At 34.1% G+C, this 26,417-nt stretch carries 28 protein-coding genes, 2 tRNA genes and 1 rRNA gene; 20 read left to right on the forward strand and 11 right to left on the reverse strand.

Annotated features, from left to right (window positions below):
- Positions 1–37 precede the first annotated feature (37 nt).
- From noc to EXD82_RS06215, 10 genes are all read right to left on the reverse strand, one after another.
- Positions 38–829: a nucleoid occlusion protein gene (gene noc / locus EXD82_RS06170; protein ID WP_142536046.1), complete on the reverse strand. Its 792-nt coding sequence runs from the start codon at positions 827–829 to the stop codon at positions 38–40.
- Positions 830–862: 33 nt separating this feature from the next.
- The gene (gene rsmG, locus EXD82_RS06175) at positions 863–1,582 is read right to left on the reverse strand and encodes a 16S rRNA (guanine(527)-N(7))-methyltransferase RsmG (protein WP_142536047.1); all 720 of its coding nucleotides are present in this window, start codon (positions 1,580–1,582) and stop codon (positions 863–865) included.
- The gene (gene mnmG / locus EXD82_RS06180; protein WP_142536048.1) at positions 1,575–3,464 is read right to left on the reverse strand and encodes a tRNA uridine-5-carboxymethylaminomethyl(34) synthesis enzyme MnmG; all 1,890 of its coding nucleotides are present in this window, start codon (positions 3,462–3,464) and stop codon (positions 1,575–1,577) included. The genes rsmG and mnmG overlap by 8 nt, the downstream gene beginning before the upstream one ends.
- A gap of 57 nt (positions 3,465–3,521) precedes the next feature.
- On the reverse strand, positions 3,522–4,901 hold the full coding sequence (mnmE, locus tag EXD82_RS06185) for a tRNA uridine-5-carboxymethylaminomethyl(34) synthesis GTPase MnmE (RefSeq protein WP_142536049.1): 1,380 nt from the start codon (positions 4,899–4,901) through the stop codon (positions 3,522–3,524).
- Between the two features lie 104 nt (positions 4,902–5,005).
- Positions 5,006–5,632, reverse strand: a complete 627-nt coding sequence (jag, locus tag EXD82_RS06190; protein ID WP_142536050.1) for an RNA-binding cell elongation regulator Jag/EloR — start codon at positions 5,630–5,632, stop codon at positions 5,006–5,008.
- Complete coding sequence (locus tag EXD82_RS06195) at positions 5,604–6,311, reverse strand: YidC/Oxa1 family membrane protein insertase (RefSeq protein WP_142536051.1); 708 nt, start codon at positions 6,309–6,311, stop codon at positions 5,604–5,606. The genes jag and EXD82_RS06195 overlap by 29 nt, the downstream gene beginning before the upstream one ends.
- A 22-nt stretch (positions 6,312–6,333) precedes the next feature.
- A complete protein-coding gene (gene yidD / locus EXD82_RS06200) occupies positions 6,334–6,585 on the reverse strand; it encodes a membrane protein insertion efficiency factor YidD (RefSeq protein ID WP_142536052.1) in 252 nt (83 codons plus the stop codon).
- Between the two features lie 31 nt (positions 6,586–6,616).
- Entirely contained in the window at positions 6,617–6,961 is a 345-nt protein-coding gene (gene rnpA, locus EXD82_RS06205) for a ribonuclease P protein component (RefSeq protein ID WP_142536053.1), read from the reverse strand.
- Positions 6,962–7,036: 75 nt separating this feature from the next.
- Positions 7,037–7,171: a 50S ribosomal protein L34 gene (rpmH, locus tag EXD82_RS06210; RefSeq protein ID WP_142536054.1), complete on the reverse strand. Its 135-nt coding sequence runs from the start codon at positions 7,169–7,171 to the stop codon at positions 7,037–7,039.
- A gap of 181 nt (positions 7,172–7,352) precedes the next feature.
- On the reverse strand, positions 7,353–7,712 hold the full coding sequence (locus EXD82_RS06215) for a CoA-binding protein (RefSeq protein WP_142536055.1): 360 nt from the start codon (positions 7,710–7,712) through the stop codon (positions 7,353–7,355).
- 485 nt (positions 7,713–8,197) lie between these two features.
- Between EXD82_RS06215 and dnaA the strand changes: the two genes are divergently transcribed.
- The 8 genes from dnaA to EXD82_RS06255 all read left to right on the forward strand — a co-directional run bounded on the left by dnaA (position 8,198) and on the right by EXD82_RS06255 (position 17,590).
- Complete coding sequence (gene dnaA / locus EXD82_RS06220; RefSeq protein ID WP_213084656.1) at positions 8,198–9,523, forward strand: chromosomal replication initiator protein DnaA; 1,326 nt, start codon at positions 8,198–8,200, stop codon at positions 9,521–9,523.
- 270 nt (positions 9,524–9,793) lie between these two features.
- Entirely contained in the window at positions 9,794–10,900 is a 1,107-nt protein-coding gene (gene dnaN / locus EXD82_RS06225; protein WP_142536057.1) for a DNA polymerase III subunit beta, read from the forward strand.
- Positions 10,901–11,054: 154 nt separating this feature from the next.
- Positions 11,055–11,258 carry a S4 domain-containing protein YaaA gene (yaaA, locus tag EXD82_RS06230; protein ID WP_142536058.1) on the forward strand — a complete coding sequence of 68 codons (204 nt, stop codon included), beginning with the start codon at positions 11,055–11,057 and terminating at the stop codon, positions 11,256–11,258.
- A 20-nt stretch (positions 11,259–11,278) separates the two neighbouring features.
- The gene (recF, locus tag EXD82_RS06235; protein WP_142536059.1) at positions 11,279–12,394 is read left to right on the forward strand and encodes a DNA replication/repair protein RecF; all 1,116 of its coding nucleotides are present in this window, start codon (positions 11,279–11,281) and stop codon (positions 12,392–12,394) included.
- On the forward strand, positions 12,395–14,296 hold the full coding sequence (gene gyrB / locus EXD82_RS06240) for a DNA topoisomerase (ATP-hydrolyzing) subunit B (protein WP_142536060.1): 1,902 nt from the start codon (positions 12,395–12,397) through the stop codon (positions 14,294–14,296).
- Between the two features lie 15 nt (positions 14,297–14,311).
- Positions 14,312–16,762, forward strand: a complete 2,451-nt coding sequence (gyrA, locus tag EXD82_RS06245) for a DNA gyrase subunit A (RefSeq protein ID WP_142536061.1) — start codon at positions 14,312–14,314, stop codon at positions 16,760–16,762.
- Between the two features lie 332 nt (positions 16,763–17,094).
- Positions 17,095–17,292 carry a hypothetical protein gene (locus EXD82_RS06250; RefSeq protein WP_142536062.1) on the forward strand — a complete coding sequence of 66 codons (198 nt, stop codon included), beginning with the start codon at positions 17,095–17,097 and terminating at the stop codon, positions 17,290–17,292.
- A gap of 97 nt (positions 17,293–17,389) precedes the next feature.
- Complete coding sequence (locus EXD82_RS06255; protein ID WP_142536063.1) at positions 17,390–17,590, forward strand: hypothetical protein; 201 nt, start codon at positions 17,390–17,392, stop codon at positions 17,588–17,590.
- Positions 17,591–17,675: 85 nt separating this feature from the next.
- On the opposite strand, the gene EXD82_RS06260 is transcribed toward EXD82_RS06255, so the two are convergent.
- On the reverse strand, positions 17,676–19,796 hold the full coding sequence (locus EXD82_RS06260) for a CocE/NonD family hydrolase (RefSeq protein ID WP_142536064.1): 2,121 nt from the start codon (positions 19,794–19,796) through the stop codon (positions 17,676–17,678).
- Positions 19,797–20,138: 342 nt separating this feature from the next.
- Between EXD82_RS06260 and EXD82_RS06265 the strand changes: the two genes are divergently transcribed.
- The 12 genes from EXD82_RS06265 to EXD82_RS06320 all read left to right on the forward strand — a co-directional run bounded on the left by EXD82_RS06265 (position 20,139) and on the right by EXD82_RS06320 (position 26,329).
- Positions 20,139–21,284 carry an aminotransferase class V-fold PLP-dependent enzyme gene (locus EXD82_RS06265; protein WP_142536065.1) on the forward strand — a complete coding sequence of 382 codons (1,146 nt, stop codon included), beginning with the start codon at positions 20,139–20,141 and terminating at the stop codon, positions 21,282–21,284.
- 222 nt (positions 21,285–21,506) lie between these two features.
- Positions 21,507–22,784, forward strand: coding sequence for a double-cubane-cluster-containing anaerobic reductase (locus EXD82_RS06270; protein ID WP_142536066.1), 1,278 nt, complete (start codon positions 21,507–21,509; stop codon positions 22,782–22,784).
- A gap of 23 nt (positions 22,785–22,807) precedes the next feature.
- On the forward strand, positions 22,808–23,068 hold the full coding sequence (locus tag EXD82_RS06275; RefSeq protein WP_142536067.1) for a DUF3343 domain-containing protein: 261 nt from the start codon (positions 22,808–22,810) through the stop codon (positions 23,066–23,068).
- Positions 23,069–23,202: 134 nt separating this feature from the next.
- Entirely contained in the window at positions 23,203–23,475 is a 273-nt protein-coding gene (locus tag EXD82_RS06280; RefSeq protein ID WP_142536068.1) for a YtxH domain-containing protein, read from the forward strand.
- Positions 23,475–23,774, forward strand: a complete 300-nt coding sequence (locus EXD82_RS06285; RefSeq protein ID WP_142536069.1) for a DUF948 domain-containing protein — start codon at positions 23,475–23,477, stop codon at positions 23,772–23,774. Before EXD82_RS06280 ends, EXD82_RS06285 begins: the two co-directional genes overlap by 1 nt.
- A 15-nt stretch (positions 23,775–23,789) precedes the next feature.
- Entirely contained in the window at positions 23,790–24,107 is a 318-nt protein-coding gene (locus tag EXD82_RS06290) for an STAS domain-containing protein (RefSeq protein WP_142536070.1), read from the forward strand.
- 3 nt (positions 24,108–24,110) lie between these two features.
- Complete coding sequence (locus tag EXD82_RS06295) at positions 24,111–24,518, forward strand: ATP-binding protein (protein WP_142536071.1); 408 nt, start codon at positions 24,111–24,113, stop codon at positions 24,516–24,518.
- Positions 24,518–25,291, forward strand: a complete 774-nt coding sequence (locus EXD82_RS06300; protein WP_142536072.1) for a SigB/SigF/SigG family RNA polymerase sigma factor — start codon at positions 24,518–24,520, stop codon at positions 25,289–25,291. Before EXD82_RS06295 ends, EXD82_RS06300 begins: the two co-directional genes overlap by 1 nt.
- A 225-nt stretch (positions 25,292–25,516) precedes the next feature.
- Positions 25,517–25,867 (forward strand): carboxymuconolactone decarboxylase family protein, encoded by a 351-nt coding sequence (locus tag EXD82_RS06305; protein ID WP_246082018.1) that lies wholly within the window; start codon positions 25,517–25,519, stop codon positions 25,865–25,867.
- 166 nt (positions 25,868–26,033) lie between these two features.
- Positions 26,034–26,150 (forward strand): 5S ribosomal RNA (rrf, locus tag EXD82_RS06310).
- A 5-nt stretch (positions 26,151–26,155) separates the two neighbouring features.
- A tRNA-Leu gene (locus tag EXD82_RS06315) sits at positions 26,156–26,245 on the forward strand.
- Positions 26,246–26,252: 7 nt separating this feature from the next.
- A tRNA-Ile gene (locus tag EXD82_RS06320) sits at positions 26,253–26,329 on the forward strand.
- The last annotated feature ends 88 nt before the right edge of the window (positions 26,330–26,417 follow it).

Here is a 26,417-nt window from a genome sequence, read left to right on the forward strand (position 1 = left end):
GAAAAGGCATAGAAATAATATTTCTATGCCTTTTTATCTATTTTCTTTTTGGTATTCTCACTGTTACTTCTACATAGTCGTCTTTTTCAACTTCTTTATATTTTGCATCTATTCCTGTATTTTGAATCATATCATATGCCTGTTTGATGGTATTCAGATATATTCTCATATCTATCATAGCCTTTATATTTCTTTTTTTCTCCGGTTTTTTAGGATTTTCCATACCAGACACTATTTCTTTTATAAGGGTTTCTGTTCTTTTTACAGTTAGTTCATTTTTTGCTACCTTGTCTATTACCTCAAACATCAGCTCTTCATTAGGAAGTTTCAGAAGAGCTCTTGTATGTCTTTCTGTAAGACCTTTTTCAACAGCTGACTTTCTTACTTCTTCAGGAAGTTTTAGAAGTCTTATTTTGTTTGCTATTGTAGACTGGCTCTTTCCAAGTTTTTCAGCAAGCTGCTGCTGAGTAAATCCATGTTCCCTCAGAAGATTTCTATATCCTACTGCCTCTTCCATATAATCAAGATCTTCTCTCTGAAGATTTTCAAGAAGTGCAAGAACCGCAGAAGCATTGTCATCTATATTGTTGTTTACTATTACCGGAACTGTTTTAAGCCCAGCAAGTTTTGATGCTCTAAATCTTCTTTCCCCTGCTACTATTTCATATAAATCTCCCTTTTCTCTTACCATTATCGGCTGTATAACACCATGCATCTTTATGGATTCACTAAGTTCATTTAAAAGCTCATCAGAAAAATGCATTCTCGGCTGATATGGATTTGGAATTATTTTTTCCACAGGTACTTCTATGACTTTTCTATCTTCCATACTTCTCCTCTTTTCTGAATTTATTTTCAGTTTTTATTTTATCGGCGATTTTGCCGGTTTACCGGCTTTTCTTGGGTATTTTGCAGGTGTATTCTCTATTTTTTTGAATACAAGTATATTATGACTTAAGTCTGTCTCCGGAAGACTTACATCTATTTTTTCTATAAATTCAACACCAAGCACCTTCATTGCAGCCTGAGATTCTTCAAGCTCAAGATCTGCATTAGGACCCTTAAGGCATATAAAATACCCACCATTTTTTACAAACGGAACGCAGAATTCCATAAGAACAGGAAGACCTGCAACAGCTCTTGCTGTAGCTATATCGTACTGTTCTCTATAATCAGGATTTTTTCCAAAATCCTCCGCTCTTCCATGTATAAATTCTACACCTTCAAGCTCAAGCTGTGATGACACCTCCTGAAGAAAGTTTATTCTTTTATTCAGAGAGTCAAGAAGTGTAAGTTTTATATTCTCAAGGCATATCTTTAATGGCAGTCCAGGAAATCCTGCACCTGTACCGACATCTATTATTGACATGCCGTCTTTTATATATCCTTTGCTGACAGCTGATACCGAATCAAGGAAGTGTTTTATATATACTTCCTTTTCATCTTCAATTCCTGTAAGGTTCATCTTCTGATTCCATTCTACAAGAATTTCTCTATAGTCTTTGAATCTCTCTATCATTCTTTCATCTGTTTCAATTCCAAAGCTTTCTATTCCATTTTTTAATATATCAACATTAGTCATTTTTTCTACCTCTTCTCATCTGTTCAAGATATACAAGAAGAACAGATATATCTGCAGGAGATACCCCCGAAATTCTCGATGCCTGTCCCACAGATGCCGGTTTTATGGCGTCAAGTTTCTGTCTGCCCTCTAATCTAAGTCCTTCTATTTCAGAATAGTTTATGTTCTCGCTTAGTTTTCTGCTTTCAAGTTTTTTGAACTGGTCTATCTGTTTCAGCTGTTTATCTATATATCCTTCGTATTTTGTTACTACAACACACTGCTCTTTTACATAGTCAGGAACATCTTCTCCTGCTCCTTTTCCTATCTCATCTATAAGTGCATATGTAACTTCCGGTCTTTTCAGGAATTCATAAAGAGATAATCCTACATTAAGTTTTGAAAAACCATGTTTTTCCATTGTTTCATTTGCTTCATTTGGAGTTACTCTTACAGTTTTAAGTCTTTCAAATTCTTTTTCTACAGCTTCTTTCTTTGCAAGGAATCTGTTGTATCTTTCCTCTGTTACAAGACCTACTTCGTATCCCTTTTCTGTAAGTCTCATATCGGCGTTGTCCTGTCTTAGATAAAGTCTGTATTCACATCTCGAAGTCATCATTCTGTACGGTTCATTTGTACCCTTTGTAACAAGGTCGTCAAGTAAAACACCTATATAGGCTTCAGATCTATCAAGTGTAAACGGCTCTTTTCCTTCTATTTTTCTGACAGCGTTTATACCCGCTATAAGTCCCTGTGCAGCTGCTTCTTCATATCCTGAAGTTCCGTTGAACTGCCCAGCACTGAAAAGATTTTCAACACCTTTTATCTCAAGATTTAATTTAAGCTGTGTCGGATCTATACAATCGTACTCTATAGCATATGCAGGTCTCATTATTTTTACATTTTCAAGTCCCTGTACTGTCTTGTACATTTCTCTCTGTATTTCAAAAGGAAGTGATGTAGAAAGTCCCTGTACATACATCTCCTTTGTATTAAGTCCTTCCGGTTCTATAAACAGCTGATGTGTTTCCTTGTCTGAAAATCTTACTATCTTATCCTCTATTGAAGGACAGTATCTAGGTCCTACACCCTCTATTTCTCCACCGTACATTGCAGATCTCTTTATATTTTCTTCTATCATCTTTTTAGTTTCCGCTGTTGTTCTTGTAAGATAACATGGAACCTGTTCTTTTTCTATTTTTTCATTCATAAAAGAGAAAGGAACTATTTTTTCATCTCCATCCTGTCTTTCCATTTTTGAAAAGTCAACACTGTCCATATGTACACGACAAGGAGTTCCTGTTTTGAATCTTCTCATTCTAAGACCAAGATCTACAAGGCTGTCTGTAAGATATGCAGAATATCCAAGCGCATTTGGCCCCTCATTGAATGATGCTTCTCCTATGAATATCTTTGAATTAAGATATACACCTGTAGCAAGTATTGTAGCCTTTGATTTATATACTGCACCCATTCTTGTTATTACACCTGTTACAGTATTTCCCTCATGGTCAATAGCTACAACCTCGTCCATTATAAGGTCCAGATTTTCCTGGTTCTCTATAGTTTTTTTCATTTCTTCATGATATCTGAACTTGTCTGCCTGTGTTCTCAGAGAGTGAACAGCAGGACCTTTTGCAGTATTAAGCATTCTGCTCTGTATAAATGTTTTGTCTATGTTTATTCCCATCTCTCCGCCAAGAGCATCTATCTCTCTTACAAGGTGTCCTTTACCAGTTCCACCTATTGACGGGTTACAGGCAAGTGCAGCTATCGAGTCAAGCGACATCGTAATCATCGCGGTTTTATGCCCCATTCTCGAACATGCAAGAGCTGCTTCACATCCCGCATGACCTGCACCTACAACTATGACATCATAGTTTCCAGCTTCGAATTTTATCATAATTTTTCACCTTTCATACTACAGTTTCCCGTGAAACTTTTTATTTATGTATTTTAATTATTTTCCTATACAGAAATTATGGAATATATTATCAAGAAGATCCTCTGTAACAGTATCTCCGTTTATATGTCCCAGATAATCCCATATATTTTTAAGATCGACCTCTACAAAATCAAGAGGCATTCTATCTGCTATTGCAGAAGATGCATCTTCTGCTGACTTCATAGCATTGTAAAGCGCATCCTTATGTCTTGTATTCGTTATTACTACATCAGATGTACTTCTTATATCGCCTTTGTAGACCATTGACTCTATTTTATCGTGTATTTTGTCTATACCTTCATTCTGAAGTGCAGATATTTTTATTATATTGTCTTCATTTACATATTTTTTTATAACTTCCTCGTCTAATTTCTGCTCAAGATCTATCTTATTAAGAAGCATTATAACTTCTTTTCCCTGTATCATTTCAAGTATTTCCATATCCTCATCTGAAAGTTCTCTCGATGAGTCAGCCATCATTATTACAAGATCCGCCGAATCAAAAGAAGCTTTTGACTTTTCAACCCCTATTTTTTCAACGACATCGTCAGTTTCCCTTATTCCTGCTGTATCGACTATTTTCAGAGGAATACCTCTTATATTCACAAACTCTTCTATTACGTCTCTTGTAGTACCAGGTATATCTGTTACTATTGCTCTGTTTTCACCTAAAATTCTATTAAGAAGAGAAGACTTCCCTACGTTTGGTTTTCCAACTATTACAGTTTTCAGACCTTCTCTGAATATTTTTCCGCTGTCTGCTGTAGAATAAAGTTCTTTTATCTCCTCAAGAAGTTCCGCTGTTTTTTCTTCAAGTGTACTGTATGCTATAAATTCTATATCCTCTTCAGGATAGTCTATAGCAACTTCAACCTGTGCAAGAAGCTCTGTAACCTTGTCTCTGAAATCTCTTATCTTCTTTGACAGAGATCCTTCAAGCTGTGTTTCCGCAACTTCGTGTGCCTTGTCAGTTTTTGCATTGATTACATCTATTACTGCTTCTGCCTGTGATAAGTCTATTCTTCCGTTAAGAAAGGCTCTTTTTGTAAATTCTCCTGCTTCAGCAGGTCTCGCACCTTTTTTAAATACAAGTTCCAGAATTTTTTTTACAGAAAGAAAACCACCGTGACAGTTTATCTCTATTACATCTTCAGCAGTATATGAATTAGGACCTTTCATAAAGGCCACTAGAACCTCATCTATTCTTTTTTCCCCATCTGCTATATATCCATATATAAGTGTTCTCGCAGGATATTCCTTTATTTTTTTACCTGACATAGAAACAAATATTTCCTCAGCAATATCGCATGCTTCAGGTCCGCTTATTCTTATAATTCCTATACCACCTTCACCTGGAGCTGTTGCTATTGCTGCTATAGTATCATCTATAAACAAATATATCACCTCTTTTTCCGTTCATATATCCTATCTATATATTATATCAAAAAACAAATAGGCTGTCGCAATAACTGTTAATTATTACTGCGACAGCCGGATTTTTATCTCTTATACTCTATTACAAGTCTTCTGTATGGATCTGTTCCTTCACTGTATGTTATAACATATCTGTCATTCTGAAGAGCAGAGTGTATTATTCTTCTTTCATAAGGATTCATATAATCAAGTTTTTTAGTTCTCTTTGTTCTGGCAACTTCTCTCGCCATTTTGTTTGCATATCTAACAAGAGACTCTTCTCTTTTCTCTCTGTAGTTTTCTATATCTACAAGAACTCTTGTGTGTGAATCCTTATTTATTTTGTTAAGAGCAAGACCTGTAAGGAACTGTATAGAATCAAGAGTATCTCCTCTTCTTCCTATAAGGCATGCGGCTTCGTCACCTATAATGTTAACTTTTATAAGGTTGTCAACCTGTTCAACCTTTACCTGTGCATCTACCTTTGAATTTCTAAGCATATCCTCTATGAATTTTTTTGCCACATCAGTTTCTCTTTCAATGACTGTTATCTCATAAAGACCTTCCTTAGATCCTATAATTCCTAAAAACCCCTTGCTAGGAGCTTCTATTTCCTTTATTTCTATATCATTTTCTGATACTTTAAGCTCTTCTATTGCTTTTTTTACTGCTTCTTCTTTTGTTTTACTTCTTAGATTTAGTATTTTTGCCATTTCCACTAGCCCCCTTTATGTCAGCTTCAAGTTTAGCTTTTAGAGGTTTTGTCACTATAAGCTGCTGTAATATAGCGAATATATTACTTACAGTCCAGTATAGTGTAAGCCCTGCAGGGAATATGAATCCCCAGTAAAGAGACATACCTGCCATTACATATGTCATCATTTTCATCTGTCCGTTAAGCTGGTCAGATGGAGTCATTATTTTCTGCATTATAAATGCACTTGCTCCTGATAATATCGCAAGAATATAGTCAGGACTTGTAAGGTTTGCCATCCATAAAAAGGCTCCGTTTGCAGTTTCAAATGCAGCCTGATTTGCAAATGCTCCAAGACCTACCGGGTCTCTAAGAAGATTGAACAGTCCTATAAGTATAGGGAACTGTATAAGTAATGGTAGACATCCTGACATTGGATTTATGTTGGCTGTCTTGTATAGATTCATTATTTCCTGATTCTGTTTTTCAGGGTTATTTTTATATTTTTCCTTTATCTCCTCTACTCTAGGTGAAATCTCCTGCATTGCTACAGTAGATTTGGTCTGCTTGATAGTAAGCGGAGTCAGACATAGTTTTACTAAAAATGTAAACAGTATTATAGCTATTCCGTAGCTTCCTGTAAAACCGTATATAGCACTAAGTATCTGTCCAAAAAACTTTCCTATTAACTGGGTCACTTCGTGTTCCTCCTAAGTATTTTTATTTCAGAGGGTCATAGCCTCCAGGATGAAATGGATGGCATTTTGAAACTCTCTTCACTGTAAGCCATAGCCCCTTTATAAATCCGTATTTTTTAAAAGCCTCTATTGAATACTGAGAACATGTAGGATAAAACCTGCATGTCGGTCCTTTGAGTGGCGATATATAAATCTGATAAAATCTGACAAGAGCTATACATATTCTCGATGGAATATTTACTTTTTTCTTATCTTCATTATTTTCCTTATTCACGAAATATCGCCTCCAGTATCCAAAAAGATTTCTATATTAATACCCCGGCCTTTTTTACAAGACCGCAAATAGATTTTTCTATTGTTTTATAATCTGCATCCTTTGCAGCGACTCTCGATATAAATACAAGATCATATCCTTTTTTTACTTTTGGATCTACATTGAGTCTATATGACTCTTTTATTATTCTTCTTATTCTGTTTCTGGTAACAGCATTTCCTACTTTTTTAGAAACAGAAATTCCTATTCTTGTATTATCGGTTCTATTTTTCATTACATATACAACCATATATCTATTGGCAAATGACTTACCATTTTTGTATATTCTTCTGAACTCGTAGTCTTTCCTGATTCCTGTGGTATTATTAAATTCCATAACTGCCTCCATAAACGCTGCTTAAGGCATTAATTTTTACAAAAAAAGCCACTCTTTTAAAGCGGCCTTTTTTAATTAATGAGTTAATCTCTTTCTTCCTTTAGCTCTTCTTCTTCTTAAAACATTTCTTCCATTAGAAGTTCTCATTCTTTTTCTGAATCCATGTTCTTTACTTCTCTGTCTTTTCTTTGGCTGATAAGTTCTTTTCATTCTATAGCACTCCTTTCACAATTAATTTCCGTTTATAAAAACATACTTTTACCCTCAAAGTAAACATAACACATATTATTATAAATACTTTGGTATCTGTTGTCAACGTATTTTTGCCTATCAGAGGGACTATTTTTCTTATTATATATGATATATTAACAGCATATAAAAGTCCATATATTTATTTCTGAGAATAAAGTCTCAGTCCTACGAGAACACATCCTTCTATATAAGGTATTTTTTCATCATCCAGATATTTTATAAGAGTATCATCAGCTGCACCTGGCTGTATAAGAATACATTTGAATTTCTTTTTACATTCTTTTATTAAATTTATTCCTTTTGCCGGATGTATACAAAGATCTATTATATCTATCTCATCTTCTATATCATTAAGTGATTTTAATTCTTTACCAACAGAGTAGACGTTATATCCTTTCTCTATAAGCTCATGTTTTATTTTATATGCGTATTTTTCTTTATTAAGTGTATCTCCTACTACCGCAAAATTTTTCTGTTTCATTATTTCATTTAATTCCATATCCAAACTCTCCTTTATTTTGAATAATTTCCTGTGGATTATTTATACAATGAATCCGATTTTTCGTTTAAATTACTCTATTTCAGATTATGTTGATAAAAAAATAAATCATTTTAAATATATTGTGGATAAGTTATTGAAGTTTACCTTTTATTCTGATATTATAATTATACTTGTTTATATTATGGATAAAATTATAAACATTATCAACACTTATGCACAATCTGTGGATATCTCTGTGAATAAGTATATCATTTTTAGTTTATTCTGACCTATTTTCAATAATTATTGTATGTTTATAATCTTTATACAGCAATTATATCATTGTTTATAAATTTATACCTATTATAATATCCATTAAACAATTAATATTTTATCAACAGATTTTTTATTTTATCAACACTACTTTATTTTTAACTTGTACGTTGTTTATAATCATGTTGATAATTTTTATAAAGACTACTAAAGAATTGGAGGACACGAAGATGGATATAAACTCTATATGGGAAAAATCTATTCTCATACTAAAAGAAGAGGTTGCAAAGCCTGCTTTTAAAAGTTTTATAGAGCCTCTTATCCCTGTAAGAATAGAAGGCGATACGTTTGTCTTATATGCAAAGGAAAATATCAGAGGTTTCATCGACGGAAGATACAAAAACTCTATAGAACATGCAATATCAGAAGTAACTTCTGGAAAATATAAAATAAAAACAATTACAGATAAAAGCGAAATAGAAAAGCCATCGGTTAGACCTTCAAAATCAGAATCAAAGGAGAACAGCAGATCAATCTCCAATCTTAATCCAAAATACACATTTGATACGTTTGTCATAGGAAACAGTAATAGCTTTGCCCATGCAGCATGTGTCGCTGTTGCTGAAGCTCCGGCAAAATCATATAACCCTCTGTTTCTTTATGGGGGTGTAGGTCTTGGAAAAACACATCTTATGCAGGCTATAGGACATCATATACTTGACAACGACTCTACTCAGAGAGTTGTTTATGTGTCATCTGAAAAATTTACAAATGAACTTGTAAACTCTATCAAGGACGATAAAAATGAAGAGTTTAGAAACAAGTACAGAAATGTAGATGTTCTTCTTATAGATGATGTACAGTTTATAGCTGGAAAGGAAAGAACTCAGGAGGAGTTTTTCCATACTTTCAATACTCTGCACGAGGCAAACAAACAGATTATAATTTCAAGTGACAGGCCTCCAAAGGATATTCCAACACTTGAAGAAAGACTAAGATCAAGATTTGAAATGGGACTTATAACAGATATACAGCCCCCTGATTTTGAAACAAGAATAGCAATACTTAGAAAAAAAGCACAGATGGACAATGTTTCAGTTCCTGATGAAGTTACTGAATACATAGCAAAAAATGTAAAATCAAACATAAGAGAGCTTGAAGGCGCACTTACCAGAGTTATGGCTTTTTCATCTCTTACAAAAAAAGAAATTTCTCTTGAAGTCGCTACAGAAGCCTTAAAAGACATACTTTCTTCATACACAAGCGAAGAAATCAACGTTGTAAGAATAAAAGAAAAAGTTTCAGAGGTTTTCAATATAAAAATGGAAGACTTCAATTCAAAAAAGAGAACAAGAGCAATAGCATATCCAAGACAGATAGCAATGTATCTTTCAAGAGAACTTACAGACCTTTCTCTGCCTAAAATAGGTGAAGAATTTGGTGGAAGAGACCATACTACTGTAATTCATGCATGCGATAAAATATCTAAAGATATTCAGGAAAATATCGATATAAGAATGAAAATTGAAAAGATAACAAATGACCTTAAAGGATAGTAATTTTTATCAACAAATACAATGTTAATATTATCTTGATAAAATGTGTATAACAATTTATTAATATTTATACACATTTTATTATATTTATTTTTTTAATGTTATCAACATTTTTTCAACAGGTATAAATATTGATATTTCAATGTGGATATATCTTTTCAACATTAACAACAGCACCTACTACTATTACTACTAAGTTACTTATTTATTTTGTTGTTTTTTGGAAAAAATAGGTTATCCACAAATAAAAACATACAGGAGGAAAATTCTATGAAACTTATATGCAACCAGAAGGTTCTTGCAAATAAAATAGGAATAGTTCAAAAAGCAATAAACAGTAAAACAACTATAGATTTATTAAAGGGTATTCTATTATCAACTGAGAATGGGCAACTTAGACTTACAGGTTCTGACTCTGAAATAAAAATAGAAACAACTTTACAGGCTGAAATAGAAGAACATGGAAGCATAGTTGTTGATTCCAGACTATTTGGAGATATAATAAGAAAACTTCCTGATTCATTTGTTCAGATAGAGACAGATTCAAATTCAAATATATATATATCTTGTGAAAGTTCAAGATTTACAATAAAAGGACTTTCTGCAGACGAATATCCAAAACATCAGGATGTACATGTAGAAAATATGAGTACAATACCTCAGGCAATACTTAAAGAAATGATAAAACAGACTTCATTTGCTACATCACAGGATCAGACAAAACCTGTTCTTATGGGAGAAATGTTTGAAGTTTCTTCAGGAAATGCCGGAATGGTTGCTATCGATGGATATAGACTTGCGGTAAGAAGTTCATTTATAGACGGACTTAACGATGATATAAAGGTAATAATACCAGGGAAAACACTTGTTGATGTAAACAGCCTTATGTCTGGAGAAGGAGATATAAAAGTTGGATTTACAGATAAAAATGCAATATTCATAATGGACGATACTGTTATTGTTACAAGACTTCTTGAAGGAGACTTTATAGATTATAAGAGACTTCTTCCAAAAGAATGTAATTCAAGGGTTAGATTAAAAACAAAATCACTTCTGAACAGTATAGAAAGAGCAGCTTTACTATCTCAGTCTGAGAAAAATAACCTTATAAAATTATCTATAAAAAATGATGTAATGGTTATAACTTCAAACACAGATAGAGGAAATGTATATGAAGAGGTTTCAATAGAATTAGAAGGAAGTTATCTTGATATAGCATTCAACTCAAGATACATAATGGAAGGTCTTAAAAACATAGATAGCGAAGAAATTTATATGGAATTTACTACAAACGTAAATCCTTGTATAATGAAACCGGTAGATGATATAGAATATATATATCTTCTTCTTCCGGTAAGAATTTCATCAAACATATAAACAGTGCAAATAAGATAATAATTATAAATAAAAATCAGACCATCAGTTCGATAGTCTGATTTTTTTGTGCTTTACAGGGCTTTATTATGGTATAATTATAGTTAGTATGCTTTTTTATGCATATATATAGAACAACAAAAGGAGGAGATTTACAGTGGAAATAAAAATAGATTCTGACTATATAAAACTGGATCAGGCTTTAAAGTATGCCGATGTTGTATCAACAGGTGGACATGCAAAAATACTTATACAGGACGGATTTGTAAAAGTAAATGGCGAAGTTGAAACAAGAAGAGGAAAAAAACTGAGAAGCGGGGATACTGTAGAGGTTGAAGGCGAAATAATAACAATTGTATAGTCTTCGGGAGATAGACAGTTATGAGAATAAAAAATCTGCAGCTTGTAAATTTCAGAAACTATGAAAAGCTGTATATCGAATTCAATGATAATGTAAACCTTCTGGTAGGTGAAAATGGACAGGGAAAAACAAATATTGTAGAAGCGGTTTACATGCTTTCTTTTGGAAAATCTTTTAGAACAAACAGAGATAGAGAAATTATAAAATTTAATACAGATAATTTATATGCCGGCGGTGTTTATGAGAAAAACGGCCGAAATGGAATGATAGAAATTATGATAGGAAAATCCAGAAAAGGGATAAAAGTTAATAAGATTCCTATAATAAAGCTTGGAGAACTTCTTGGAAATATGAACGTTGTAATATTTTCACCTGAAGATTTGAAGCTTGTAAAAGATGGTCCAAAAGAAAGAAGAAGTTTTATAGATAGAGAGATAAGCCAGATAATACCGGGATATTATTCTCTTTTAGTTGATTATAATAAAATTCTTGCAAGCAGAAACAGAATGCTTAAAGGATACAATATAGATAAAAACCTTCTTGATGTATATGATGAAAGTCTTTCAGTTTATGGGGGAAAAATATCACTATACAGAAGAGAGTTTATAAATAAAATTGCTGCAATATCAAAGGATATACATAAAAAGCTCACAGGAGAAAAAGAAGAGTTGACAATAGCATATAAAAGTCAGCTGGATATATGCGAAAATGATGATGAACATACACTGGCTGAAAAGCTCAGAAATCTTCTTCTGGAAAAAAGAGAAAGTGATATAGAGATGAGATCGGGAAGATATGGTATACATAGAGATGATATAACAATATCTGTAAACGGTCTTGATGCAAGACTTTACGGTTCTCAGGGGCAGCAGAGAACGGCATCGATATCCCTGAAGCTTTCAGAAATAGAGCTTATAAAATCAGAAACAGGAGAATATCCTGTTCTTATACTGGACGATGTATTCAGTGAACTCGATGAAAACAGACAAAAGCTTCTCGTCGGGAACCTGGATGGCGTTCAGATGTTTATAACAACGGCGGAACACCTTCACAGAAATGTTCTTGATATGAAAAACTCAACGATATTTCATATAAAAAACGGTGCAGTCGTTAAAACAGAGAATGGAGGAAACTAGATGAAACAGGAATACGGTGCAAGTCAGATTCAGGTTCTTGAAGGACTTGAAGCGGTTAGAAAAAGACCAGGAATGTACATCGGATCGACAGGTCCAAGAGGACTACATCATCTTGTGTATGAAGTTGTAGACAACAGTATAGACGAAGCACTAGCAGGAAACTGCTCTGAGATATACGTATCTATAAATGCGGATGGAAGTATAACTGTAGAGGATGACGGAAGGGGTATACCGGTTGAAGTACATCCTAAAACAGGAAAATCAACTCTAGAGACTGTACTTACTGTGCTACACGCCGGAGGAAAATTCGGTGGAGGAGGATATAAGGTATCTGGAGGTCTTCACGGGGTTGGGGTATCTGTAGTAAATGCCCTTTCAACATGGCTTACAGCTGAAGTTCATAGAGATGGAAAAGCCTACAGACAGGAATATATAAAAGGAAATCCTCAGGATGAACTAAAAGTTGTAGGAGAATCTTCTCATACAGGTACTATAATATCTTTCATGCCTGATGCAGAGGTATTTGATGAGATAGAGTTCAGCTTTGAAACACTGGAATATAGACTTAGAGAGCTTTCATTCCTTAACAAGGGAATAAAAATAGTGTTTGAAGATAAGAGAGAAGGACAGGAAAAGAAAAGAGATTTCCACTATACAGGAGGTCTTGTTGAATATGTTAAATTCCTGAATAAATCAAGAACAGGTATACATGAGGATATAGTATACATAGACAAAAAAGTTGATGATTGCATAGTAGAAATAGCAATGCAGTATACAGATGGATATACAGAAAATATATATTCATTTGCAAATAATATAAATACACATGAGGGTGGATCTCACCTTGCAGGATTTAAGTCAGCTATAACAAAGACTGTAAATGACTATGCAAAGAGAAATGGAGCAATAAAAGAAAAGGATGGAAACCTTACAGGAGAAGATATAAGAGAAGGTCTTACTGCTGTTGTTTCTGTAAAACTTCCTGAGCCTCAGTTTGAAGGTCAGACAAAGACAAAACTTGGTAATACTTTCATGAGAGGTATAGTTGATTCTGTAACAGTTGAAGAATTAGGATCATTCCTTGAAGAGAACCCAAGTACTGCAAAAGTTATAGTAGACAAGGCGCTTAGAGCTCAGAGAGCCAGAGAAGCTGCAAAAAGAGCAAGAGAGCTTACAAGAAGAAAAAGTGTGCTTGAAAGTACATCTCTTCCAGGAAAACTTGCAGACTGCTCTGAAAAGGATCCAGCAAAAAGTGAAATATTCCTTGTCGAAGGGGATTCAGCCGGTGGTTCAGCTAAACAGGGAAGAGACAGAAATACACAGGCGATACTTCCGCTTAGAGGTAAAATACTTAACGTTGAAAAATCAAGACTTGATAAGATACTTTCTTCTGATGAGATAAAGAATATGATAACAGCATACGGATGTGGTATAGGAAACGATTTTGATATGTCAAAACTTAGATATCACAAAATAATAATAATGACCGATGCCGATGTCGACGGTGCTCACATAAGAACACTTCTTCTTACATTCTTCTTCAGATATATGAGACCACTTATAGAGGAAGGATACGTATATGCTGCACAGCCACCTCTATACAAGGTAACAAAACAGAAAAAGGAATATTATGTGTATTCAGATAGAGAGCTTGATGCACTTCTTAATGAGATAGGAAGAGATAAATACGAAATACAGAGATACAAAGGTCTTGGAGAGATGAACCCAGAGCAGCTTTGGGATACTACTATGAACCCTGATACAAGAACACTTCTTCAGGTTACAATAGATGATGCTGCAATAGCAGATGAAGTATTCTCTATGCTTATGGGAGACAAGGTTGCTCCAAGAAGAGAATTTATCCAGGAAAATGCGAAATACGTAAGAAATCTGGATGTATAGGAGAGGAGATAGAAAATGCAGGACGAAAAAAATACAAGCAGAATACTCCCAATAGAAATAGCAAAGGAAATGAAACAGTCATATATAGAATACTCAATGAGTGTTATAGTAGGACGTGCGCTTCCTGATGTAAGGGACGGATTAAAACCTGTTCACAGAAGAATACTTTATTCTATGAACGAACTTAATCTTATGCCGGATAAACAGTACAGAAAATCTGCCCGTATAGTCGGGGATGTTCTTGGTAAATACCATCCACACGGTGATAGTTCAGTATACCTTGCGATGGTAAAAATGGCACAGGATTTCTCTACAAGAGTTCCGCTTGTAGATGGACATGGTAACTTCGGTTCAATAGACGGTGACTCTCCTGCCGCAATGCGTTATACAGAGGCCAGAATGAGTAGACTTTCTCTTGAACTTTTAAGAGATATAGAAAAGGAAACAGTCGATTTTGTACCTAACTTCGACGAAACATTAAAAGAGCCAGCAGTTCTTCCATCAAGATTTCCAAACCTTCTTGTAAATGGATCAAACGGTATAGCTGTTGGTATGGCGACATCAATACCTCCTCACAACCTTGGAGAGGTAATAGATGCCACAGTTCACCTTATAGATAATCCAGAATGTGATGTAGAAGAATTAATGCACTATGTAAAAGGGCCAGACTTCCCTACAAGTGCAATAATAATGGGAACTGAAAGTATAAAAGAAGCATACAGAACAGGAAGAGGAAAGGTTAAAGTAAGAGCAAGAGCTGAAATAGAGGAACTTCCAAAAGGAAAACAGCAGATAGTAGTTACAGAGATACCTTTCCAGGTAAACAAGGCGAGACTTGTAGAAAGAATAGCAGAACTTGTAAAAGAAAAGAAAATAGAGGGAATATCAGACCTTAGAGATGAGAGTAACAGAAAAGGTATGAGAATAGTAATAGAGCTTAAGAGAGATGTAAATGCAAACATCATACTTAACAACCTTTACAAACATTCTCAGCTTGAAGATACATTCAGTATAATAATGATTGCCCTTGTAAATGGACAGCCTAAATGTCTGAATCTAAAGGAAATACTTCACCACTATATAGAACATCAGAAGGATGTAGTTACAAGAAGAACAAAATTTGAGCTTAAAAAAGCCGAGGCAAGAGCTCATATACTTGAAGGACTTAGAATAGCACTTGACAACATAGATGAAGTAATAAAAATAATAAGATCTTCAAAAACAGGTGCTGAAGCAAAAGAAAGACTTATGGAAGGATTTGCACTTTCTGAACTTCAGGCTCAGGCTATACTTGATATGAGACTTCAGAGACTTACAGGTCTTGAGAGAGACAAGATAGAAGAAGAGTACTCTGAACTTATGAAGAAAATAGCATATCTAAAAGAAATCCTTGCAAGCGAGGCAGTACTTCTTGAAGTTATAAAAGATGAAATAACTGAAATAAAAGATAAATACGCAGATCCTAGAAGAACTGAGATAACTCATGCTGATGGAGAAATAGACATGAGAGATCTTATAGATGAAGAAGAGATAGTACTTACTCTTACTCACTTCGGATACATAAAAAGACTTCCAGCTGATACATACAGAAGTCAGAAGAGAGGTGGAAGAGGAATATCTGCTCTTACAACAAGAGAAGAGGATTTCGTAAAACATATAGTAACGACAACAACTCACAGCAGACTACTGTTCTTCACAAACAGAGGAAGAGTATTCAGACTTAATGCATACGATATTCCTGAAGGAAAGAGACAGGCAAAAGGTACTGCAATAGTAAACCTTCTTCAGCTTGGACCTGGTGAGAAGATAGCAACACTTATAGCTGTGGACTCATCAGAGAAACAGGGATACCTTATGATAGCAACTAAGAAAGGTATAGTTAAAAAGACTGCTGTAGAGGAGTTCAAGAACATAAATAAATCAGGACTTATATCTATCGGACTTAGAGAAGGCGATGAGGTAATAGGTGTAAAACTTACTGACGGCAATGAAGATGTACTTCTTGTAACGAAAAATGGTATGTCTGTAAGATTTGCTGAAAAAGATGTCCGTGCTATGGGAAGAACTGCTATGGGAGTCAAGGGAATAACTCTTTCTGATGATGATATAGTTGTTTCTATGGGACTTTGCAGTGAAGGACAGGACGTTCTTGTAGTAAGTGAAAACGGATACGGAAAGAGAACTGATATAGAAGAGTACAGAACTCAGATAAGAGGCGGAAAAGGTCTAAAAACTTATAATATATCTGAAAAAACTGGTTGTCTTGCAGGTGCTGAAATGGTAAATGAGGACGACGAGCTTATGATAATAAACTCTGATGGAGTTCTTATAAGAATAAAAGTGTCTGATATATCTATATTCAAGAGAGTTACAAGCGGTGTGAAACTTATGAATCTGGACGATGATGTAACTATAGTTTCAATAGCAAAAGCGAATCTTGAAGAAGACGAGGAAACTGAAGAATAAAAAATTTAAAGGGGATATTGCACTAACAAGTTTGTTAATGCGATATCCCCTATATTTATAATTTTAAGTTATATTCTGAAAATAAAAATCAATTCTTAATTTTTTTTAATAATATTAAGAATTGATTAAGAAGAATTACAGTATTGTCGTATTTAACAAATTATATTTTCTTATTTGAAGAAATACTGTATTATATAGACAAACATTCGAATGTAAAAAATACGTTAAATGGAGATAGATGATTATTAGGATGAATAAATTGAAAAAAGGTATTGCAAAATGTATAATAAATAATTTTGGAAAATAAAATATACATGAAAGGAAGATTGTATATGAAAGAAAAAATATTAAAAGTAATAAGTCTTATAATTGAAGTGATAAAAATATATTGTACTATTGCAGTGTTTGATATGTTTTTAGAAAATGATAAATCCCTTTTAGCTTTTGATACTACACAACATATAATTTGGAGTGTATTCGCATTTTGCTTCTGTGCATATGTTGCATATGCTCTGTATATAAAAGATTAATATAAATATAGTAAAATTAAAAGGATTGACTCCAATTTGATATAGGAATCAATCCTTTTAACAAATGTGAAAATTATATATGAAAGGAAGATTGTATATGAAAGAAAAAATAATAAAGGTAATAGGTATTATAATTGAAGCGACAAAATTATATTGTACTATTGCAGTGCTTGACATGTTGTTAGAAAAAGATACATTCCTTTTAGCTTTTGACACTAAACAAAACATATTTTGGAGTATATGCATATTTTGCTTATTTGCATATAATATTGCAACTAATCGGTATACAGGAAATTAATATAAACATAGTAAAATTAAAAGGATTGACTCCAATTTGATATAGGAATCAATCCTTTTAACAATTTAATTTTTATTATAGCACATTATTTTATAGTCATTTCAAGATTTTCTGTTTCTTCAGTTACAGGAACTGTCGCATTTATAGAAGCGTTGTCTATTTCAACTGAATAAGTTTTGTGTATTAGACAGTTTACAGGGTCTTCTGTAGTTATTACAAGAGCAAGGCTGTGTCCAGGTTCAACAGTATATCTTGTCGCATTTAGGTATATGTTGTACTCGTGGTATTCACCTTTTTTAAGTTCTATGCTGTTTGCAGCAGTTTCAGGTTCATATCCAGCCTCTGGGTTGCAAAGGTCAGCATATGCACGAGTTATTGGACGGTAATTTTTGTGAACCGTTTCAAATTCACAAAGATTGAACGCCGGTAAATCTCCACCGTTTATTACTCCGTTTTCTTTTACAGTAACAACAGGTATTACATTTCTCTCAGGATCTACAGTCTGTATATTATCGAATTTTTCATCGCATATATCGTATAACATAGCTACAAGTTTAACGTCGTCCATTCTTCCAGTAACCTTAGAATCTCCAAGTTTCATAGTTAGAGAATCCGCGTCATTTGGGTTTTCAGGATTGAAGTCGTTTTCTATATCTCCGTCTTTTAATGCAGCCTTAAGATTTAAATGAACTGTTCCCTGTATTGTAACAGCTTTATCGAATGGAGCAGTTACAAAACGCTTATTCATATTTGAAGATTTAAGACTCATAGCCTCGTCGAAATTCTCAGCACATACACCAGCTGCTTCCCAATCAGTATCTATAACTGATGTATCAGCTTCTGAGCTTTCAAGTTTCATTGAGTATGCAGTTTCCCAAGAATCACAAGTTTCCCATTTGTTCTGATCGTAGTTAGTCTGAACAAGAACCTCAGGCATTTTCTCTGCAGTATTGTCAACATCATATAGATAGTGAGATATCCATTCGTTAACTATATCGTCATAGAATTTTCCATCTATAAGTATACCGTAGTTTTTATTAGGCATAGTAGGAGTTATATGTGGTCCCTGATGAAGTATTGTTTTAACAGTCTGACCAGATTTTTTGTATGCCTTGTACATCATTTCAAACTGTTTTGTAGATACGTTCTCATCGTTAAGTCCCTGAACTATAAGTGCACTGCATTTTATTTTGTCGTAGTTAAGTCTGTAGTTTCCTGCTCCCCAGAACTCTTCATTGTAGTCAGAACCGCATTTTAACTGCTGAAGGCTAAGCTCATGGTGGAATGCAGCTATATCGTCTAACTCTTTTTCTGATAGAGTTTCATCATTGTATCTACTTGAACAGAAGTATGCAAGGAAGCTATTTAGCACCTCTTTTGGCCAGTAACGCTGAGAACCCTGCATATTCTGCTGGCTGTACCAGTCAGATATACCGGCTACAGGAACTATTGTTTTAAGACCTTCAACACCAGTTGTAGCAACAGCAAAAGGCATAGTACCAGCATAAGATCTACCAGTCATGGCTACATTACCGTTTGACCATTCTGCTTTTGTCTCTATTGTGCCTTCGCGGTCTGCATATGCAACTCTGTCTCCGTGAAGCCATTCAACTACGAATTTGAATGCATCTCTTTCGTATTCAGAACCGACAAAGTTGAATCCATCAGAACCAAGAGCACCAAATCCTGCACTTATTATTACAGCGAAACCACGAACAAGGTAGTAGTTGAAGTTTTCAAGGTTTTCATAAACCATGCTGTCGTTGTTTCCTTTATCTTTGTAGTACCAGTCAGAAGCTTTTGATTTAAGAGCAAGCTCCATAGGACTTATAGAACCAGAAGGAACTCTAGGAGCAGCTTCTTTTTTAAGATCTTCAAAATCGAACTTTCTATATTCTTTTTCAGCAACTTCCTTCATGTGAGGATATCCGTCTTCATTTACACCTGCACAGTATGGGCGAGCTTCAAATAAAGATGCAGCTTTGTAATTTCCTTCAACTGCACTTCTTGGAACCTGAACAAGAACTTTTATAAGGTCTCTTTTTCCGTCTCCGTCCATATCGTAATCAGATTCTACATACACACAGTATCTTACTATGTCAGATGTAGAAGGATCGTAATTTTCACCAGTTTTTCCGTCAGTGAATGGGAAAACCGGCTGTGCAATTCCGTTTTCAAATACTGGAACTTTACTATAATTAGTCATAACATACCTCCCAGGCTATAAAACTATAGCTATATTAATATTAATTTAGTTTTGTAAATCGTTTACAAGAATAGTATAGATTTTACGAAAAGAATAGTCAATGTTTGAAAAATATGAATTATAATAAAATTTTATAGTTTATATTTTATAAAAAGTTCAAAATAAATATAATGCTAATTTACAAAGTATAAATTTAATAAAATATTTAATTGCAGAAAATAGATAAACCTTGCGATGTATTAGAAAAACAGGAAAAATGGACAAATGTTTATATGTGTTATATCATATGAAATATAATGAATAATATGCAGTATTTATATAAAAAATAAAGGAGGGAATTTAATGGGAATATATTTTGATAACGGAAGTACATCTTTTCCAAAAGCACCTGGTGTTGGAGAAGCTATAGCTACTCTTATAGAAAATGGAGCATTCAATATAAACAGAGGAAACTACCGGGGAGCATATGATGTTGCATACTCTGTACTTGACTGTAGAGAAAGACTTTGCAGAATGTTCAACGGAGAGGACTCAAAATACGTTATATTTACACCGGGAATAACATATTCAATAAACTTCTTTATGAAGGGATTTCTAAAACCGGGAGATCACTTTATAATAACTTCAATGGAACACAATGCTGTATCAAGAACTGCAAAACAGCTTGAAGAGATAGGATGCAGTTACAGTATGCTTCAGGCAGATGTAGAGGGAATGGTAAATCCTGATGACCTTTATGAACTTATAAATGAAAAAACAAAAGCTGTTGTAATGCTTCATGCATCAAACGTAAGTGGAACAGTTCTTCCAATAGAAGAAATAGGAGCAATATGTAAAGAAAAAGGACTTGTATTTGCAGTGGATACAGCTCAGACAGCTGGAACACTTCCAATAGATATGAAAAAGTGTAATATAGATTTCCTTGCCTTTACAGCTCACAAAGGACTTCTTGGACCTCAGGGAATAGGAGGATTTGTAATAGCTCCTGGAATGGAAGATAGAATAGAGCCTGTAATAACAGGGGGAACTGGAAGTAAGTCAGACAGCCTTGAAATGCCTACAACTCTTCCTGACAGATATGAAAGTGGAACTATGAACCTTCCTGGAATCATAGGACTTAGAGCTGCACTTGTATATCTTGAAGAGACAGGAATAGAAAATATACATAAAAAGAAAATGGAAATAGCTGAGTATTTTATGAAACAGCTTGAAAAATTTGAACACGCAAGAATAGCAGGACCAAAAACTATGGAAAACAGAGTTGCTGTTGTTTCAGTAGATTTTGAAGAAAGTGACAATGCTATGGTTGCATTTGAACTTGAAAATAAACATCATATAATGACCAGAGTAGGAATGCATTGTGCACCTCTTGCTCATCAGTCACTTCATACATTCCCTCAGGGAACAGTTAGATTTGCATTCAGTGCATCAAATACAAAAGAAGAAGTTGATGAATGTATAAAAGCTCTTGAAGAAATAGGAGTATAAGAATAAAAAACTATACATCAGTACGATGTATAGTTTTTTTGTTTCAATAAATATAATGTATAGATTTAATCTATATACTGTATAACAAATATATTATTTTACTATAACTCAAAAGAGTCCCACCTAATTGAAAACAGTTTTTCACTGTGCTACAGTGAAATTAAAGGATTTAATTGTAAAAATATATGTGTTTAATGTTTTTTATCAAAGGGGGATTTATAAATGGCAGATTATCGTAAAATGTGGGAAGACTTAGGCATGGACGTAGACACACATGATCAGCTTTGTGAAGTTCTTCCACAGGCTTTTGGAGATGTATATTTATCTCAGGAAAACAGACCTGAAGGAATGGATTACTACAACTTTGTTGTATCTGAAATACACGGTGTAAGACCGGCAGAACTTATAGAGCATCAGAAAAAAGGTGGGAAAGTATTCGGTACATTCTGTGTGTATGTTCCAGATGAAATAGTATTTGCAGCAGATGCTATAGCTACAGGACTTTGTGGAGGATCTCAGTTCTGGGTTCCTGGTGGAGAAAAAGTACTTCCATCTGATACATGTCCTCTAATAAAAGCATCAGTAGGTGCAAGACTTGACAGAACATGTCCATTCTTCCGTATAGCTGATATGTATGTAGGTGAAACTACATGTGATGGAAAGAAAAAAGCATGGGAAATACTTGCTGAAGATGTTCCTGTACATGTAATGGATTTACCTCAGATGAAGAGAGAAAAAGATGTACGCGCATGGGAAGAGGAAATAAAGGATTTCAAAAAAGTTGTGGAAGATTTCACTGGAAATGAGGTTACTTCTGAAAAACTTGCTGAAAGCATAAAACTTATAAATGGAAAGAGAAAAGCATTAAAAAGATTATATGAGCTTAGAAAAAATGAAAATCTTCCAATAAGCGGAAAAGACGTATTATTAATATCTCAGATAGCATTCTATGATGATCCTGCTCGTTTTACTGAAATGACAAATAAACTTTGTGATGAGCTTGATAAGAGAGTTGAAGAAGGAGTAAGCGTATTTGAAAAAGGAACTAAGAGAATACTTCTTACAGGAACTCCTCTTGCAATACCAAACTGGAAGATACACAATATAATAGAAACTAGCGGTGGAGCAGTTGTATGTGAAGAGATGTGTACAGGTACAAGATACTTTGAAAATCTTGTAGACGAAACTCAGACAGATCTGGATTCACAGATAAAAGCCATAGCTGAAAGATATATGGGAATAAAATGTGCATGCTTTACACCTAATACAGGAAGAATAGATGATATAATAAAATACGCAAAAGAGTACAATGTAGATGGTGTAATAGATGTAAACCTAAAATTCTGCAGCACTTATGCAGTAGAGGGATATCTTGTTGAAAAAGCCCTTAAGGAAGCAGGTATACCTGTTTTAGGAATAGAAACTGATTATACAGACAGCGATGCTCAGCAGATGAGAACAAGAATAAGTGCATTTATAGAAATGCTTGAAGAAAGATAGAAGCTGTCGGAAAAGAGATAGTTATGAAGGAAATACAGACTTATATACTTTTCAACAACCATGAAAGTGGTATGAAACTGAAAAAAGAGTTATCGGATGCGGGAATAAAATCTACAATATCTCCTACTCCGAGACAGGCCAGCAAATGCTGTGGAATATCGCTTATAATAGATGAAAAGGATATAGATGCAGTGAACAGTATCATCGAGGATAAAAAAATCGAAATACTGAAAATACAGCAGATAGAAATAGAAAGAAATCCAAATAGAGATAGATATTGTTAATATAAAAGAACCGTACGTTTTTGTACGGTTTTTTTAATATATGAACTAACAGTAGATTAAAATTCTCAGTTCTCAATATGAAAATGTGCTATAATAATTCTATATATGATTTCAAATCGGAAGGAGAGATTTATATGTCAAAAAAAGGCGGTTTTATGATTTTTGGTGCGATAATAGGATTCCTTCTAGGAATATTTCTTGCACCTAAAAAAGGTTCTGAACTTAGAAAGGAAACAAAAGAAAAGTTTGACGATATAAAAGAAAATCCACAGGAGGTTCTTAACAGTGCAATAGAAACTGTAAAAGATAAAATAAATGAGCTTTCTGAGGATGATGAAGATATTGAAGTCTCTGATGATGATATAGTCATAAGCAGAACATTTGACGACGAAGGAGAGGAGTTTTAATGAACGCTATAGGTTGGCAGATTGGAGCATGCCTTATAGGTATATCAGCTCTGATAACAGCTATATACATTGCAAAACTTCTTTCAAGTGCAAGTCAGACTATAGAACAGGCTAATAAAGTTGTCGAAAAAGCATATCGTATACTTGATAGAAAAGAAAGAGATATAGAGGATATAATATCAAATGCGGCATCTATAACAGGAAATGTTGATACAATAATAGAAGCAGTTACAAAAATTGGAAGTATAGTAAATGTTTTCGGATTTGTTAAAAGAAAGAAGAAAAGAAAAAGTAAATAATATAGGAGGTATATTATGTCAATAAAGTTAAACTCTGTATTTGACTCCCGGAATGATTCATGGATGATAGAAGTTGAAGGAGAGCTTGATGTATCTACTGCTGAAAAATTCAAGGCAGAGCTTTATAGACTGGAAGAAGAAAAACAGGCTGATATGAGAATTAATCTTTCTGGGCTTGACTATATAGATTCAACAGGACTTGGAGTAATGGTAGGAGTTTTAAAAAGATTAAAAGTCAATAACAAGGGTATATACCTTAATAACCCTAAAAGCAATGTTAAAAAGATATTCGAGATAACAGGGCTTGATAAAATATTTAATCTGGAGGGATAGGAATTGGCTTGTGATACGATAAAAATGGAGATAAGTGCTAATCCTGAATATGTAGGAATAATAAGACTTACAACATCAGGCATAGCAAATAAGATAGGTTTTACCATTGATGAAATAGAAGATATAAAAGTAGCTATCTCTGAAGCGTGCACAAATGCGATAAAGCATAGTGATGAAGATAAATTTAATATAGTTTTTAATATAATGGACAACGGAATTGAGATAGAAGTTCACGATAAGGGAAAAGGCTGTGATGTTTCAGCTATAAAAATACCTGATTTAGAAAATCCAAAGGAAAGTGGTCTAGGGATTTTTATAATGAAAACCCTTATGGATGATGTATGTATAGAATCGACAGAGAATAAAGGTACAGTTATAAAAATGACTAAATATTTAGGAGCTGATTATTAATGATGAATATGGCAGGTTCTTCAGAATACCTGGATATGGATACAAAGGAACTTTTCAGACTGTACAGTGACACCAGGGATGTAGATATAAGGAATATACTTATCGAAAGACATTTATACCTTGCCAGGATACTTGCAAAGAAATATATAAACAAGGGTGTCGACTATGAAGATATATATCAGGTGGCATCACTTGCGCTTATTTATGCAATAGACAGATATGATCCGGGAAAGGGATTTGAGTTTTCGAGTTTTGCAACTCCAACTATAATAGGTGAAATAAAAAGATATTTCAGAGATAAAGTATGGACTATGAGAGTTCCAAGAAGAATACAGGAACTAAGCAAGAAAATAAGCAATGCCAGGGTTATACTTGAACAGGAGAAAAAATCAAATCCTACTGCAAAGGATATTGCTGAATATCTTGGCTGCAGAGAAGAAGATGTTTTAGAGGCAATGGAGGCTTCCTACAGTTATCAGCCGGTTTCGCTTGATGCTTCTGGAGGGGATGATTCTGATGATAAGGATCTTTCTCTGTCTGATAGAGTCGGAGTTGAAGAAGATAACTTCAGAAATATAGAACAAAGAGATTTCATTGAAAAATTTATGGAAAAATTGAACGAACTTGAAGTTAAAATTCTGAAAGACAGGTTTTTCCTTAATAAAACGCAGTCTGCAATAGCAGCTGAACTTGATATTTCTCAGATGACTGTATCCAGACTTGAAAAAAAGGTAGTGGAGAAGTTGAGAAAAGAATACGAAAAGAATATATAAATATTTTAATGCTTTATATTAAGCAAGATATTTTGACAAAAGTCTACGGGGACGGATTATTCTGTACTGTAGGCTTTTTTATTTATAATTATAAAATATAAATCTATAGATAACTATAATAAGTAAATTGATTATTGTAAAAAACTATACTTAAGTGTATATATTGAAAAAATATAATCATAGTATTAATCTAAATATAGAAAACGTTATTTAGGAGAGATAGTTGTGAAAGATGTAAGACAGATGGCTAAAGATTGTAGTCAGGGGATGGCAGATTTTGCTTCAGTAAAACCAGAGGTTGCAGCTGCATTTGGAAATTTTGCAGGAGCAGTGTTATCAGATGGAGCAATAGACCTAAAAACAAAAGAACTTATAAGTGTTGCTATAGCAGCATACAGTAGATGTGAATATTGTATAGTTGGACATGTAAACAATGCATTCAAGGCTGGTTGTACAAAAGAGGAAATACTAGATGCGGCATCTGTTGCAATAGCATTTGGCGGTGGACCAGCGTCTGCATATATAGCAACAACTCTTATGGATGCTGTAAATGAATTTGAAAAAGATTACAAATAATAATATATTTTTGAGCTATATTTTCACCAATATATACCGTCTGATAGAACTAATTCAGGCGGTTTTTAAATTTTTTTATTTTTTTTTTGTAAAAAAGTGTTGACTCATATAAAAAATGATGATATTATTATACTTGCATTAGCGAGTGAAACAAATAAATAACTAATCTGGTTACTATAGCAGAGAGGATACACCTGTTCCCATTCCGAACACAGAAGTTAAGCTCTCTAGCGCTGATGGTACTTGGGGCGAAGGCCCCCGGGAGAGTAGGTCGTAGCCAGGTGATGTGCCGAAGTGGCGGAACTGGCAGACGCACAGGACTTAAAATCCTGCGGGACTTATCCTCCCGTACCGGTTCGATTCCGGTCTTCGGCACCACAAAAGTGGACCATTAGCTCAGTTGGTTAGAGCGCCCGGCTCATAACCGGTAGGTCTGGGGTTCGAGTCCCTGATGGTCCACCACTTTTAATGAACTTTGAAAACTGAACAGCAGATAAATTTGTTCGAACGATTTGTTCGGACTCTTACAAACCATAATTAAGCCAGATAT

The sequence above is a fragment of the Peptacetobacter hominis genome (assembly GCF_006861675.1).
Lineage (GTDB): Bacteria > Bacillota > Clostridia > Peptostreptococcales > Peptostreptococcaceae > Peptacetobacter > Peptacetobacter hominis.

Excerpts from the sequence above, each read along its gene's own strand:
- noc (WP_142536046.1), bottom strand. The coding sequence starts at position 829 with ATGGAAGATAGAAAAGTCATAGAAGTACCTGTGGAAAAAATAATTCCA.
- rsmG (WP_142536047.1), bottom strand. The coding sequence starts at position 1,582 with ATGACTAATGTTGATATATTAAAAAATGGAATAGAAAGCTTTGGAATT.
- mnmG (WP_142536048.1), bottom strand. The coding sequence starts at position 3,464 with ATGATAAAATTCGAAGCTGGAAACTATGATGTCATAGTTGTAGGTGCA.
- jag (WP_142536050.1), bottom strand. The coding sequence starts at position 5,632 with ATGGCAAAAATACTAAATCTAAGAAGTAAAACAAAAGAAGAAGCAGTA.
- rnpA (WP_142536053.1), bottom strand. The coding sequence starts at position 6,961 with ATGGAATTTAATAATACCACAGGAATCAGGAAAGACTACGAGTTCAGA.
- rpmH (WP_142536054.1), bottom strand. The coding sequence starts at position 7,171 with ATGAAAAGAACTTATCAGCCAAAGAAAAGACAGAGAAGTAAAGAACAT.
- EXD82_RS06215 (WP_142536055.1), bottom strand. The coding sequence starts at position 7,712 with ATGGAATTAAATGAAATAATGAAACAGAAAAATTTTGCGGTAGTAGGA.
- dnaA (WP_213084656.1), top strand. The coding sequence starts at position 8,198 with ATGGATATAAACTCTATATGGGAAAAATCTATTCTCATACTAAAAGAA.
- dnaN (WP_142536057.1), top strand. The coding sequence starts at position 9,794 with ATGAAACTTATATGCAACCAGAAGGTTCTTGCAAATAAAATAGGAATA.
- recF (WP_142536059.1), top strand. The coding sequence starts at position 11,279 with ATGAGAATAAAAAATCTGCAGCTTGTAAATTTCAGAAACTATGAAAAG.
- gyrB (WP_142536060.1), top strand. The coding sequence starts at position 12,395 with ATGAAACAGGAATACGGTGCAAGTCAGATTCAGGTTCTTGAAGGACTT.
- gyrA (WP_142536061.1), top strand. The coding sequence starts at position 14,312 with ATGCAGGACGAAAAAAATACAAGCAGAATACTCCCAATAGAAATAGCA.
- EXD82_RS06250 (WP_142536062.1), top strand. The coding sequence starts at position 17,095 with ATGAAAGAAAAAATATTAAAAGTAATAAGTCTTATAATTGAAGTGATA.
- EXD82_RS06255 (WP_142536063.1), top strand. The coding sequence starts at position 17,390 with ATGAAAGAAAAAATAATAAAGGTAATAGGTATTATAATTGAAGCGACA.
- EXD82_RS06260 (WP_142536064.1), bottom strand. The coding sequence starts at position 19,796 with ATGACTAATTATAGTAAAGTTCCAGTATTTGAAAACGGAATTGCACAG.
- EXD82_RS06265 (WP_142536065.1), top strand. The coding sequence starts at position 20,139 with ATGGGAATATATTTTGATAACGGAAGTACATCTTTTCCAAAAGCACCT.
- EXD82_RS06270 (WP_142536066.1), top strand. The coding sequence starts at position 21,507 with ATGGCAGATTATCGTAAAATGTGGGAAGACTTAGGCATGGACGTAGAC.
- EXD82_RS06275 (WP_142536067.1), top strand. The coding sequence starts at position 22,808 with ATGAAGGAAATACAGACTTATATACTTTTCAACAACCATGAAAGTGGT.
- EXD82_RS06280 (WP_142536068.1), top strand. The coding sequence starts at position 23,203 with ATGTCAAAAAAAGGCGGTTTTATGATTTTTGGTGCGATAATAGGATTC.
- EXD82_RS06285 (WP_142536069.1), top strand. The coding sequence starts at position 23,475 with ATGAACGCTATAGGTTGGCAGATTGGAGCATGCCTTATAGGTATATCA.
- EXD82_RS06290 (WP_142536070.1), top strand. The coding sequence starts at position 23,790 with ATGTCAATAAAGTTAAACTCTGTATTTGACTCCCGGAATGATTCATGG.
- EXD82_RS06300 (WP_142536072.1), top strand. The coding sequence starts at position 24,518 with ATGATGAATATGGCAGGTTCTTCAGAATACCTGGATATGGATACAAAG.